Here is a 14,212-nt window from a genome sequence, read left to right on the forward strand (position 1 = left end):
GTTCCGATTAACGTGCAGGGATGAACTTATACAAATGTTTTCGGTGAGAAATGTAATCGCAGTTTAAAAGCCTAGTTTTGAACTAAGTCTATTGAAATATAAGTATACTTGTAACAATGAAGCTTGAAGATTGTACGATTTCATTTACTAGAACCCTTGAAAGTATTACAGGGTATATTGTAAAGGATTTACATCTAAATGAAAAACAGTAAAATAGCTCATATCTTTATATAAAGTTTATAAAATATATATTTTATATAATTTATATGTGATTTGTATATAATTACTTTGATTAGCTTCAATTTACAAGGGTATATGCTTTTTCCTTTTCGTTATAAAGTATGTTATATTAACCCTTACGTAATTAAAAGATGTGTAAAAGGAGCCATATGGATGGAAGAATTATCTTATCAAATGGAAGAGATGGAACATCAATTTGTTGAAAAAATTGCTGATAATATGCGCACATTCGGTGTTTCAGAAACAATAGGAAGAGTGCTTGGAGTAATTTATATGAACAGAGAACCGATGACATTAGACCAGTTATCGGAAGCAACAGGAATGAGTAAAATGCGCATGAGCCAAGTAGTTCGTGAAATGATAGAGTTAAATATTGCTGAAAAAGTTTTTAAAAAAGGGGTTCGAAAAGATTTAATAAATGTTGAAAGGGATTATTATCAGACATTCATTGCTCTATTCACATCCAGTTGGCGAAAATCCGTTAGTAAGGGTAGAATGTTTGAACAGCATTTACGTCAACAGTTACAATCAATAAATGAAAACAGGCCACATGACGAAAAACTTGATGATATATCAGAAGAAAAAATGAATGAATTATTGAAAGAAATCAAGTTGTGGTTTGACTATTATAATTGGATTAGTCGTTTAATCGAGTTTTTTGAGTCAGGTGAAATTTTTAAATATGTACCAAAATATATAGAAAAGAAATAAAGATAATAAAATAATCGAAAAGCTATATTAATGGTAAGTGGGAACTTTTAACACTTTGAAGGTACTAAAAAGCCGATCGATGTTTGAATCAATCGGCTTTTTCATATGTGAGATATTTTCCTATAGTAAACAATAATCTATTAGTTTTGTGTTTTACATTTACACTTTGTTTCCAATCCAATTGTTGACTTTAGAAAACTAAAATCATGGTCTTTGGATTATTTCCAAGTGCCTCCATCAAATTCTCTAAGCTCTCTCACCACACGCGAAATAGGGAGTCCGACAACATTATAATAATCTCCAATAATTTGCTTGACAAACATCGCTCCGATGCTTTGAATGCCGTAAGCACCAGCTTTATCATAAGGTTCATCTGTAGATAGATACCAATCGATTTCATCTTCTTTTAAAGGCCAAAATTCAACCATAGTTCGTTCAACAAATATTTTGCTTTCCTCTGTAGAACGAATCATGACCCCAGTAAAAACCTCGTGAACACTTCCACTTAACCTAGAAATCATCTGATAAGCATCTTCCTTACTCTTTGGCTTTTCAAATATTTTTTGTTTGTAAGATACAACCGTATCAGCAGTCAAGATTACTTCATTTTCATGTGAAATAGGTACATTGTGTCCTTTTAGAGTGGCTAATTGTTTTACTTTTTCCATTGGATCATTTGTTTTGATTTGTGATTCATCGATATTTGGTTTTCGAATTGTAAATGAAATTCCCACTTGGTTTAACAATTCTTGTCTTCTTGGTGAAGATGACGCAAGAATTAATTTTTTTGACATATTTAAGTCCTCCTATAGGGGTGACTACTTTTTCGTCAATCTTATCATTTTAGTTAACACATCTCCATCCCTAACAAAGCAGGGGGGTCATTGGCAGATAATATTGTTCCTCGTCTAGTAACGGAATTAGTTAAAAGTGTAGAAGAAGGTAAATTTGATCGTGCGTGGGAAATATATGATAAAATCTTACCTTTTGCAAGATAGCGAGTACTATGGATCTACTAATTATTTCATGCCTATGCAAGAGAAAAATGGGTATTTCTCACCGCAAAAAGATAGTTGTATTATTTAAATAATTTGTTTTCGTTTTGAAGATGAAGGAATATTTAGTTCTTCTCGGTATTTGGCAATTGTTCGACGCGAAACAGTTATCCCATTTTCCTCTTTTATTTTATCTGCTAATTTTTGGTCTGAAAGAGCTTTTTGGCGATCTTCTTCATGGATTAATTGTTTAAGAATAACCTTCACTTGAGCAGATGAAGCATAATCTGTACCGTTCTTTTTTAGTTTTGAAGAGAATAATTTATTCATTTCAAAGGAACCAACAGGCGTACAAATAATTTTATTACTTACTGCTCTACTTACTGTTGATTCATGCATATTAATTTCATTAGCTACTTCCTTTAATGTCATCGGCATAAGTTGTGAAAAACCTTGTTTTAAAAAGCCTGGTTGCATCTTGATGACTGTGTTTGTTATTTTCATCATGGTAGTTCTTCTTTGCTCAATGCTATTCATCAACCACATGTAACTATTATATTTGGACTGAATATATGATGAAGTTTGTGGATGGCTGTTTTTTAGATGTAAATAGTTTTGGTTTATTTTGATTTTAGGTAAGAAGTGATCACCTAATAATATTTTATATTCCTCATTTTCTTTTTTAATTGTTAGGTCTGGTAATAAGTAGTTTGGTTCATTATTGAAAAGACCAGCATATGGCCTTGGGTTTAAGGTGGAAATAGCTTTGGCAATCTGTTTAACCTCTGTTAAAGTTAGTTCTGATTTTTGTGAAATATCATGCCACTTTTTATCAGCAAGTTCAGTTAAATAATGTTCTATAATATGTTTTATTAGTGGTTTCTCTGGAAAATAGTGTTCTGCTTGCAAAAGTAAGCATTCTTTTAAATTTCTAGCTCCTACACCAATAGGTTCCAGTTTATGTAGCAGGGGTAATGTTGTTTTAATTTTTACTTCATTTTTATTTAATTGTGAAGCTAATTCTTGTGTACTAAACGTTAAGTAACCATTGTCATCTAAATTAAGAATGATGTATTGTAAAATGGTGCGTTTCTCGTTATCAATTTTTAGATATTTAATTTGTTCAAGTAAGTCTTCTATAAGATGATTTTGATTTTGTGCGATTAAGGGAATCGGATCAATGTGGTTGTTTTGTTTTGAAGTAGTCTGTAAATGGAAATCTAATCCTTGTTGATATTCAAGTTCAGGTTCTTCTAATTCAATTAAGGGATTTTCAATAGCTTGATTTTGAATGAATTCCAACAGGTCTATTGTGTTGTATTGGATAAGTGCAATTGCTTGCCTTAATTCCGCTGTCATTGTTAATTTGGTTGTTTGCTTTTGAAATAATCCAATCTGCATATTTTTCACCTCCGTAAATGTATACGCTTACAAAAGTGTGTATATAATAAAATCTTTACTCCATTTTATAGAGTAATTATAAAAATGTACAGTGGGATTTAATTACAAGTAATCCGAGCTTGTTATAAATATAGTCTTTTCAAAAGTTACCTAAACCTTTTAACCTTCTTTATTTTATGTCACAATTAAGAAAGGAACATATATTGGAGGTTGACAAATGAGACGGAACATTGGGTTAATTGGTGTAGGTGCGATTGGGAACTTTTTATTAAAGGAAATAAATCGAGATAAGGCTCATGGTATAAAAATCGAAAGTGTTTTGGTAAGGGACCGAAGAAAGTATGAATCACTTCAATCAGAATTTAATGTAACATTGTATACTGAATTAAATGAATTTTTATGTTCTAATATTGATATCGTTGTCGAAGCGGCAAACGTTGAAGCGGTAAAAACAATATTACCTAAAGCTATTAAAGAAAAAGATACCATAATCATTAGTATTGGTGCGCTAGCTGATGAATATTTCAGGCAGCATGTGCTTCATTTAGCAAATATCCATCAACATACTATTTATCTACCATCTGGTGCAATTGGTGGGCTTGATTTACTGCAAAATGCACAAACACTAGGTACAGTGAAAGAAGTATCGTTAACAACACGAAAACCAGCAAATTCATTGGTTGACCATGCTATTATGGATGAGGTTGTTGTTTTTGAAGGGAAAGCTGCAGATGCAATTAAACAATTCCCGAAAAATATTAATGTATCGATTGTTTTATCGCTTGCTGGTATAGGAATTGATAAAACAAAAGTGACAATCATTGCAGATCCACATGTCGATAAAAATAATCATCAGGTAGAAATAAAGGGAGATTTTGGTTCAGCCACATTTTCTATCAAAAATAATTCATTACCCGACAATCCAAAAACAAGTTATTTAGCAGCAATGAGTATTTTAGGAACATTAAAACGAATAAATGGAAATGTGAAAATAGGTTAAACAGAAGTTTTCTCCAATGAACATCACAAATCTCATATAGCTTCTTTATTTCTTTAGGAATAAATGTGAAAAATATCAGGTAATAGTGTAGGACATAACGAAGTATTAGTCGAAACAGATGGTCATGGTAGATGGTTTAGATGGATGTTATAATGAGAGAAATTACACGTCACACAACATGTAAGATTCACTATTTGCAGAATAAATTAATGCCTGTCTCTATATAGGAGGCAGGCATTTCTTTAATAACTGGGAGAAAACTATAAATGTTATTTCACAGAAAAAAATGGATTAATTTCTTCATTAGGTAAGTGACAACCAATATAGAATGATCCGAATACACCATATTTTGCACTTACTTCATCAAATCTTGTATCGTAAATCAACTTTTTAAATTGCAATGGGTCATCACAAAAGAGGGTTACACCCCACTCATAATCATCCAATCCCATGGAACCTGTTATAATTCGCTTTACATCTTCTGTAAATGGCTTTGCTGTTTTAATGTGATCAAACATCATTCTTCCGCGCTCATCTTTTGGTAATTGGAACCAGTTATTTGTTTCCCCACGAAGTTTACTCATCGGGTAAAAGCAAACATAGTCTGTCTTAAAGATTTTTGGATATAGTTTGCTTAACATATTTTGGTCTTCATAAGGATTTTTTGTGGGTTTTGTATAAGAGCTTTTTTCAATAATGGATAAAAAAGAATAAGCCGGTTTCGTGTAGTGAGCAAGTGCTGTTTTATTGAATTCGTTTTCTAGTTTGTTGATATCTTTCATTGTTGGACGAAGCACCATAAACATTAAATCGGCTTTCTGGCTAACAATAGAAAATAAACCATGACTGCCTTGTTTGTTATCTTCTATTTCTTGCCATTTATGAAGTAAGGAATGAAATTGTTCTAATGCTTTTTCTCGCTCTGAAGCTGATGCTGCTTGCCATTTTTCCCAATCGATTGTTCTGAAATCATGTAATGCATACCAACCATCATATGTTTCAACGGTTTCTACCATATTTATCACTCCTAAAAGGATTCAATCGAGCTTCTATATCTTAGCTTAATCCTATTTTTAATCTTTCTGTGTGACATATATCACGTCTTTAAAGGGAACTTGTGAATTTTATGTTACATCTCCATTGATTCTGTTATTTATTCTTACTCAAGGGAATAATTGTATGATATAGCGTTATTTCATTCCTTCTTAAAATCAAAAAAATCTCCTAGTTACATACTAGGAGACTTATGGGGTAATTTATGTTGGTGAGAGTTTAAAAACTGTAATATTTATGTTTATCCATATATAGAAAAATAGACCACCCATTGTTGATTCACTACTTAATTGCCTATTTGTCCCCAATCAAACGTTCCTTTGCGAATCTTTTTTCGTTTATCTTTTGTGATTATATCTGTTGGTTTACCACCATGAGGCCAATCTGAGTCATGTCCTTTCCATTCAGGACGTTCTTTTGATAATAAAAATGCAGCAAGGTCTATTGCTTCTTGGTCTGTTAATGAACCGGCATCATCTTTTGGCATATTCTTTTGAATATAGTCCGTCATGATAAACAGACGATTCATACTTGCACCATCATTAAATGAACCTTCACCCCATAAAGCTGGACCAGAATTTGCTCCAGTACCTGATCCGTCAGCAGCATGGCAAGATAGACAATTCTTTTCGGCATAAAGTTTTTCACCATGATCGATACTTGATTCACTGAATTCAAGACTAGATTCTTCCTTATCCGAGTAAATATCTTTATAAACAGGAATATCTTGAGAGATATAGGTTAAGTATGCGATGATTGAACGCATATCTTCTCCGTCGTATTCAAGTTTATTTCCATTTAGGCTACGGACCATACATTGGTTAATTCTTTCTTCAAGTGTCACAACAGCGCCTTCTCGTTCTTGATATTTTGGGTATTGTGTTGTTATTCCTACAAGTGATGCATTTTTAGCAAGCCCGCCATCTGCATGACAACTCATACAAGATAGTTCATTTCCAACATCATCAGGGAGGACAGTGTTTGTTTCATTAAATGCTTTTTCGCCGTGTTCTATATATGGCGTCATTGGATCATCTTTATCTAAATCAGCTACAGATGGGGGACCAGTAACCTTATCTACTTCTTTTGTTGTATCCTTGGAACATGCAGTAAATAGGATGATTAAAATAAGTAAATTAATCCACAGCCCCTTGTTTTTTAACATAAGCTCACTCCTTGTCATCTATTCATTACTTTTCATGTTTATATTTTTTCTTTGGAATAATATTATCTAATTTTGTCCAATCAAATGTTCCGTTACGAATTTTTTCACGACGATCTTGTGTAATAATATCTGTTGGTCGTCCGCCAGCTTCCCAATCCGTATCATGCCCCCTCCAAACTGGGCGTTCATGTGATAGGATGAAAGCAGCTATATCTGCTGCTTCTTGATCTGTTAAAGAATTTGGATCATATTTTGGCATATAATTTTTAATAAAGCCAGCAGCATTTGAAAGGCGATTCATCCCAGCACCATCATTAAATGAACCTTCACCCCATAAAGCTGGACCGATATTCATTCCTTTACCAGATCCGTCGATTGCATGACAAGCTAAACAGTTTTTCTCCTCATATAGTGCCTGACCATTTTCCACGTCAGGTTCAGGGATTTTTTCCATTTTTTTGTTGCCAAGCCATTCTGTTTCTTCTTCAACTATTCCTTCAGAAACATGTGTTAAATATGCAGTGATTGCTCGCATTTCCTCACTTTCATATTCAAGTGGTTCACCGTTCATACTACGTAGCATACATCCATTTACACGGTCCTCAATTGTGAAGATGGTATTTTCTCGTGGACGAAAGGCCGGATAGTTTGTTGTTACTCCGACCATGGATATTGTATTTGATAAACCGCCATCTGCATGGCAGCTCGCACAAGATAATTCATTACCAGTTTTTTCAGGTAATACGACACTTGTTTCACTAAATATCTCTTCTCCATATTTTATATAGGGTGTCATTGGGTCAGTTGGATCTAAATCCTCAAGGGCAGGGACATCGTCTGGGATTCCAATTTCCTCCTCTTTACTTCCATCTTGTGAACAAGCTGCAACGAGCAGAACAATCATCAATAACATGTAAAAAAAGTATCTGATTACGTCGCATAATCCATCCACCTTTCTATTCTTATTTTCCTAAAAACGGGTCCAGTATAATTGTATTGTTAAAGTATTTAGAATATTAGTGGTTCCGTTAAACATATGAAATCAATAAGCGTGGAATTAAGGGATAAATTACTTTCAATTAAAATGTATATAACAATGTTTTGATGGCAAACTGTAAATGTTAAGAGGTGCAGTTTTCATCATTTTTCTTTATATCTGATGAAAACAAATATTTAAATGGAGGACATCTTATGGCTAATAAACAAATTACTTTTCAAGTGCCTTCACTTAACTTGTTTGGTGCAGGGTGTGTAAATGAGGTTGGTACACGACTACAAGGTCTTGGTGTGAAAAAACCTTTACTTGTTACAGATGAGGGATTACACAAGCTCGGTGTACCAGATAAAATTTCGGAAATCATTCGTGAGGCAGGTATTGATGTTAGTATTTTTCCGAAAGCAGAACCGAACCCAACGGATAAAAACGTAGAAGAAGGTTTAAAAGCATTTCAGGCGGCAAATTGTGATAGTGTTGTAACACTTGGTGGGGGGAGTTCCCATGATGCTGGAAAGGCAATTGCACTTGTAGCGGCAAATGGTGGGAAAATTGAAGACTATGAAGGTGTCGATAAATCGAAAAAACCAATGGTTCCATTAGTTGGTATTAATACAACTGCAGGAACTGGTAGTGAATTAACAAAATTTACGATTATTACAGATACAGAGCGAAAAGTGAAAATGGCTATTATTGATAAACATGTTACGCCAACATTTTCTGTGAATGATCCAGAACTAATGGCTGGAATGCCATCTGGATTAACAGCTGCAACTGGACTTGATGCATTAACACATGCGATTGAGGCATACGTTGCAACAGATGCTACGCCAATTACAGATGCCCTTGCAATTCAAGCGATGCAGCTTGTATCAAAATATTTACCACGTGCAGTAGCAAATGGACAAGATATGGAAGCACGTGAAAAAATGGCATACGCACAATCACTTGCAGGAATGGCGTTTAACAATGCTGGGTTAGGATATGTTCATGCAATTGCACACCAATTTGGTGGTTTTTACAACTTCCCACACGGTGTATGTAATGCCATTCTTCTACCACATGTTTGTCAGTATAACCTTATTTCGAATGTTGAGCGCTATGCAGATATCGCAGCATTTTTAGGTGAAAATGTGGAAGGTTTAAGTAATTATGATGCAGCCCTAATAGGAATCGATACAATTGTCCAAATGGGGCGTAATCTCGGCATACCTTCAGGATTTAAAGAAATGGGTGCAAAAGAAGAGGATATCCCAACATTAGCCGAAAATGCAATGAAAGACGTGTCTGGACTAACAAACCCACGAAAACCTAAAAAAGAAGAAGTAGAACAAATAATTAGAAATGCTATGTAAATAAAAACGCCCCTTTGATTGTATCAAAGGGGCGTTTCTGATAGTTGATAAGCATGCTCATTTTGGAAAAATTGGTGAGTGTGGTCACGAATAACTATGAATCGTGCGTGCTTTTGCTGAAATCTGGATTAAGTCTATATAATTGTGTAAAAAGAGAATGAGCCACCCCAATTCCTGGTACAATGTTTTTAACCCAAAAATATTGTCAGGAGGAATTGGAAATGACTCAAATTAATAATACATTAGATTTCGATAAAATCAAAGGAAAAGTTGTAAAGTAGTTAAATCTTTAATAGTCGTTATTTTAAATAAATTCATGGAAAAAGAACGATGGAATTTACACAGAATAAGTGATTTTACTGTTAATCGTGCTCAATTTCGGTAAAACCTGGAGATTACGGCACGAATACCCGTTAATCGTGCTCAATTTTGGTGAAATCCGGAGATTATGGTCACGAATATCTGTTAATCGTGCCCGCCTTTGGTAAAACCCCGTAAATATAATCATGAATAGCCGCTAATTATTTTCTACAAAATCCTACTATTCAATCCTATACCTTTCATTTTAAAAAAACCTAAGTAATGAAACTTTTTTTCTTTTCATACGTAATAAATAGAAGTAACAAACAACTATATCTGTTATGATAGATAGGGAGATTTTGAAGGAGGATTTATATGGATGATTTTAGGAAAACAATCAATATAAATGAACTGAAAAAATGGCGCCGAGCTGGAAAACGTCTTGCGATTACTATAGGAATTTTATTTATTGTAATAGTGCTTGGTTGGCCTACATTCAAATGGTTTACAGATTATATTTGGATGGAAACATTAGGGTTCGGTGATGTGTTTTCAACAATTCTTTCGAGTAAAATAATACTCGGTGCAGTTGGATTTGTTCTATTTTCTGTTACGACGTTTATTACATTATTTTGGATTCGTCGTACATACATGGGACATTTTGGACCACAGCAACTTCCACCCTTTGTTACTAAGGGAAAAGTAATGAACTCAATTATTTCGTTTATCGCCATTATTATTGGGTTAATGGGAAGTGTTATTGTCCAAGGAATTGGTTGGGAACCAGCTTTAAAATTATTGAAGCATGTGTCATTCGGTATTACAGATCCGTATTTTAATATGGACGTATCGTTTTATATGTTTGTTTTACCATTTTTGCAATTTGTTATATTTGTTTTATTAGGACTTACTATTTTCTTCTTATTAGTAGAAATAGGGGCGTATTCCGTTTTCCATATGTACCGTGAAAATCGTTCCGCGCAATTGCATATGGGAATAACATTAGGTATTATCGGTATTTTACTCGCGGCTTTTCACTTTCTATCAAGTTATGGGACATTATTAACGAATAATGTAAATATTTTTCAAGATAGTGTTGTTCATGGGTTAAGTTATACCGATAAACTTATTAATATCCCGAAAGCATATGTACTTGCTGCAGCTGCATTGATTGGTGCAATTTGGATGATTATCGCTTTATATCGGGGGAAGCTAGCCTCTATGATGAAGCCAATTATCATTTATATTGCTTTACTGCTTATTGGGCAAGGTGCATCAATTGTTGTGCAAAGTTTCGTTGTGTCACCAAATGAATTCGCTAAAGAAAAACCTTTCTTAGAACATAATTTAGAATTTACTCGTGCTGCATATGGTCTTGATTCCATTGAAGTAAAAGAGCACGCAGGTAATCATTCATTGTCAGAAGAAATGGTTGAGCGAAATGATTTAACACTCAATAATGTTCGTTTGAATGATAATAGACCATTACTTGATATCTATAATCAAATCCAGACATTTCGTACCTATTATAAATTTAATAATGTAGATATAGATCGTTATAAGGTAGATGGCAATTATGAACAAGTATTTATTGGTGCAAGAGAATTGAGTACGAACGATTTACCATCACAAGCAAAGACATGGGTAAACAGGAACTTACGTTATACGCATGGATATGGAATAGCGATGAGTCATGTAAATAAAGTAACAAAGCAAGGTCAACCAAATTATATGGTGAAAAATTTACCACCAGAAGGCGACATTGACATTACTCGGCCACAAATTTATTTCGGTGAAGAAGATTATCCGAATGTCATTGTTAATTCGAAAGTAGATGAATTTGATTATCCGGAAGGGGAATCAAATGAAACTCACCGTTATGAAGCTGATTTAGGAATTCCATTAAAAGGAATAAATAAAATTCTATTTGCAATAAATGAAGGTTCCTTCCGGATGTTTGTCTCTGATCAGTTAACGAAGGAAAGCCAGTTACTCCAAAACCGAAATATTATGGAACGCGTGAAAAAAATCGCGCCGTTTTTCGAATATGATGATGATCCATATATTTTCGTTCGTGAAGATGGAAGCTTAGCATGGATTATTGATGCCTATGTAACTGCAGAACGTTATCCATACTCAGAACCACATGAAAAAAGTGAAAATTATATCCGTAATTCAGTGAAAGTGGTTATTGATGCTTATACAGGTGAAGTGGATTTCTATATTTCAGATAAAGAGGATCCATTATTACAGACATATGCTAAAATTTTCCCGGATTTATTTACCGAGGAAATTCCAGAAGATGTGCAGGATCATTTCCGCTATCCAGTAGATATGTTTAAAATACAAGCGAAAATGTATGGAACCTATCACATGTCCAATTTAGAAGTATTTTATAATCGGGAGGATTACTGGCAATTCCCAACGGAAAAATATTTCAATAAAGATATTGAGATGAACCCATACTATATTACAATGGCACTTCCTGAAGAAGACAAAGAAGAATTTGTTTTAATGACGCCATATACGCCTAAAAAACGACAAAATATGATTGCATGGATGGGTGTTCGTAATGATGGGGATAATTATGGAGAAATGTTTGTATACCGTTTCCCAAAACAGAAAAACATCTATGGGCCACAACAAATTGAAAATCGGATTAACCAAGATAGTGTGATTTCGCAACAACTTAACCTGTGGGCACAAGGTGGTTCAGAGGTTATCCGGGGTAACATACTTGCTATACCGATTGAAGATACCGTTTTATACGTAGAACCTATTTATATTGAATCTTCAAATGAAACATCACTTCCTGAAGTAAAACAAGTAGTGATGGCATATGGTGAGCATATTGTAATGGAAGAAACATTTGAGAAATCACTTGATAAAATTCTCCAATTAACAGATTCAAAGTATGATGAAAAATCAAAACCATCTAAAGATGAAGCAGAAGATAACGACCAAGATGCCGATGAAGATTTACCAATGGAACATTCTGATGAAGTCCTAAGTGAAGTATCAGATTTATTTAATGCATATCAAGAAGCCTTATCAAATGGAGATTGGGAGAAATCTGCAGAAATGATGCGAGAAATCGAAGCAAAATTAAATGAAATAAAAAAATAAACAATGTACGCCGTTTCTAAAAGTAGAAACGGCATCTTTTTTTGCATTTTACTTCCAAAACAGAAAATAACCAATTTTTTTACTTTAATTATTCTATTTATTTTTTTTGAACTTGTCTATATAATCAATGATATGGCAATTTTTTCACTGTCAATTTGTTTAAAAAAATAAGGAGAGTTTATTTATGGTAAAAAAGAAGAGAGGGATCTTTCAACGTTTTCTTGACATGATTGAAAAAACAGGTAATAAATTACCTAATCCAATCACCTTGTTTGCGTTGTTAGCCATTCTTGTTCTTGTATTATCGGCTATCCTGTCTACATTTGGAATTAGTGTAGAACATCCGGGGAAAGAAGGAGAAATAGTTGAAATTAAGAATCTCCTTGATGCTGATGGAATACGATATTTATTTACAAGTTTAGCGGATAACTTTGTTGGATTCGCTCCTCTGGGAGTAGTACTCGTTACAATGCTAGGAATCGGTGTAGCTGAAAGGTCTGGCTTAATTAGTGCGGTACTTCGAGGGTTTGTCTTAGCTGTACCGAAACAATTGATTACAGCTGGGTTAGTTTTTGCAGGGATTATGTCTAGTGTCGCTTCTGATGCAGGTTATGTTGTTTTGCCACCACTTGGAGCTGTTATTTTCGCAGCATTGGGACGTCACCCACTAGTAGGGCTAGCAGCAGCATTTGCCGGGGTTTCTGCTGGTTTTAGTGCAAACCTATTTTTATCTTCTACAGATGCGATGTTAGGTGAAATGACCATTGATGCAGCAGCTATTATCGATCCTGCATATGCAGAATCAATGAGTATTGCGATGAACTACTACTTTATCATCGTGTCTGTATTTTGGTTAACCATTCTTGGTGCTTGGATAACTGAAAAAATCGTAGAACCACGTTTGGGAGCGTATACAGGAGAACATAAGGAAAAATTAGAAAAGCTTACTTCCATAGAGAAAAAAGGAATTATATGGGCTATTCTTTCTGGTATTGTTGGAGCTGTTTTAATATCATTCTTAGTTTTACCAGAAAATGCACCTTTACGCGCAGAAGATGGCAGTATTATTATTAATTCACCATTTATGCAATCACTTGTTCCGATTATTACGGTATTGTTTTTCATACCAGGTCTTGTCTATGGAATTATCACAAAGACTATTCGAAGTGATAAAGATGTAGCAAAGCAAATGTCCGATACGATGGCATCCATGGGAATGTTCATTGTGCTAGCATTTACAGCAGGACAGTTTGTTGCGTATTTTAATGAATCTAATATGGGACTTGTACTAGGTGTAAAGGGTGCTGAATTCTTACAGGAAATTAAGCTTACTGGTATCCCATTAATTCTTTTATTTATTGTTATTGCTGCATTTATTAATTTATTTATTGGTAGCGCCTCCGCCAAATGGGCAATGATGGCTCCAGTATTTGTGCCAATTATGATGCAATTGGGTTATTCACCAGAGTTGACACAGATGGCATACCGAATTGCGGATTCATCAACAAACATCATCACACCATTAATGACGTATTTTGCGTTAATTATTGCGTTTGCGCAAAAGTATGACAAGAAAATGGGGATTGGAACATTGATTTCTGTTATGTTACCATATTCACTTATTTTCCTTGTTGGTTGGACTTTATTACTAATTGTGTGGATATTCCTTGGAATTGATCTTGGACCAGCATCTCCCATCACATTCTAATATTAAATTACTGGAAGTTGTCTATCACGTATAGAGCAACTTCCTTTTTTATTTAAAGTAAACCTTCAGTTGAATTTATCTGAGGTTAACTGGCTGTAAGATTCCCACTTCAAGTATTCAAGAGAATAAATAATTATAGGTGGAGGAGGCAGAGAACAAGTGAA

10 protein-coding genes are annotated in these 14,212 nt (G+C 34.2%); 5 read left to right on the top strand and 5 right to left on the bottom strand.

What is annotated here, in order from left to right; genetic code table 11:
* The first annotated feature begins 393 nt into the window (after positions 1–393).
* The gene (locus tag FHP05_RS00310) at positions 394–951 is read left to right on the top strand and encodes a GbsR/MarR family transcriptional regulator (protein WP_147664971.1); all 558 of its coding nucleotides are present in this window, start codon (positions 394–396) and stop codon (positions 949–951) included.
* Between the two features lie 218 nt (positions 952–1,169).
* Here FHP05_RS00310 and FHP05_RS00315 read toward each other — a convergent pair whose 3' ends face one another.
* Together FHP05_RS00315 and rpoN are read right to left on the bottom strand one after the other, a co-directional pair.
* Complete coding sequence (locus FHP05_RS00315; protein WP_147664973.1) at positions 1,170–1,745, bottom strand: Maf family protein; 576 nt, start codon at positions 1,743–1,745, stop codon at positions 1,170–1,172.
* Between the two features lie 288 nt (positions 1,746–2,033).
* Positions 2,034–3,347 carry an RNA polymerase factor sigma-54 gene (gene rpoN / locus FHP05_RS00320; RefSeq protein WP_147664974.1) on the bottom strand — a complete coding sequence of 438 codons (1,314 nt, stop codon included), beginning with the start codon at positions 3,345–3,347 and terminating at the stop codon, positions 2,034–2,036.
* 217 nt (positions 3,348–3,564) lie between these two features.
* Between rpoN and nadX the strand changes: the two genes are divergently transcribed.
* Entirely contained in the window at positions 3,565–4,347 is a 783-nt protein-coding gene (gene nadX / locus FHP05_RS00325; RefSeq protein WP_147664976.1) for an aspartate dehydrogenase, read from the top strand.
* Positions 4,348–4,616: 269 nt separating this feature from the next.
* On the opposite strand, the gene hemQ is transcribed toward nadX, so the two are convergent.
* The 3 genes from hemQ to FHP05_RS00340 all read right to left on the bottom strand — a co-directional run bounded on the left by hemQ (position 4,617) and on the right by FHP05_RS00340 (position 7,478).
* A complete protein-coding gene (hemQ, locus tag FHP05_RS00330; protein WP_147664978.1) occupies positions 4,617–5,363 on the bottom strand; it encodes a hydrogen peroxide-dependent heme synthase in 747 nt (248 codons plus the stop codon).
* 323 nt (positions 5,364–5,686) lie between these two features.
* Positions 5,687–6,565, bottom strand: a complete 879-nt coding sequence (locus FHP05_RS00335) for a c-type cytochrome (RefSeq protein ID WP_147664980.1) — start codon at positions 6,563–6,565, stop codon at positions 5,687–5,689.
* A 25-nt stretch (positions 6,566–6,590) separates the two neighbouring features.
* Positions 6,591–7,478, bottom strand: a complete 888-nt coding sequence (locus FHP05_RS00340) for a c-type cytochrome (RefSeq protein ID WP_147664982.1) — start codon at positions 7,476–7,478, stop codon at positions 6,591–6,593.
* A gap of 278 nt (positions 7,479–7,756) precedes the next feature.
* Here FHP05_RS00340 and FHP05_RS00345 point away from each other — a divergent pair, with 278 nt between their 5' ends.
* The 3 genes from FHP05_RS00345 (at position 7,757) to FHP05_RS00355 (ending at position 14,048) form a co-directional block, all read left to right on the top strand.
* Positions 7,757–8,914 (top strand): iron-containing alcohol dehydrogenase, encoded by a 1,158-nt coding sequence (locus FHP05_RS00345; protein WP_147664984.1) that lies wholly within the window; start codon positions 7,757–7,759, stop codon positions 8,912–8,914.
* 675 nt (positions 8,915–9,589) lie between these two features.
* Positions 9,590–12,340, top strand: coding sequence for a UPF0182 family membrane protein (locus FHP05_RS00350; RefSeq protein WP_147664986.1), 2,751 nt, complete (start codon positions 9,590–9,592; stop codon positions 12,338–12,340).
* Positions 12,341–12,524: 184 nt separating this feature from the next.
* The gene (locus FHP05_RS00355; protein WP_147664988.1) at positions 12,525–14,048 is read left to right on the top strand and encodes an AbgT family transporter; all 1,524 of its coding nucleotides are present in this window, start codon (positions 12,525–12,527) and stop codon (positions 14,046–14,048) included.
* The last annotated feature ends 164 nt before the right edge of the window (positions 14,049–14,212 follow it).

Source organism: Cerasibacillus terrae, from assembly GCF_008039555.1.
Lineage (GTDB): Bacteria > Bacillota > Bacilli > Bacillales > Amphibacillaceae > Cerasibacillus > Cerasibacillus terrae.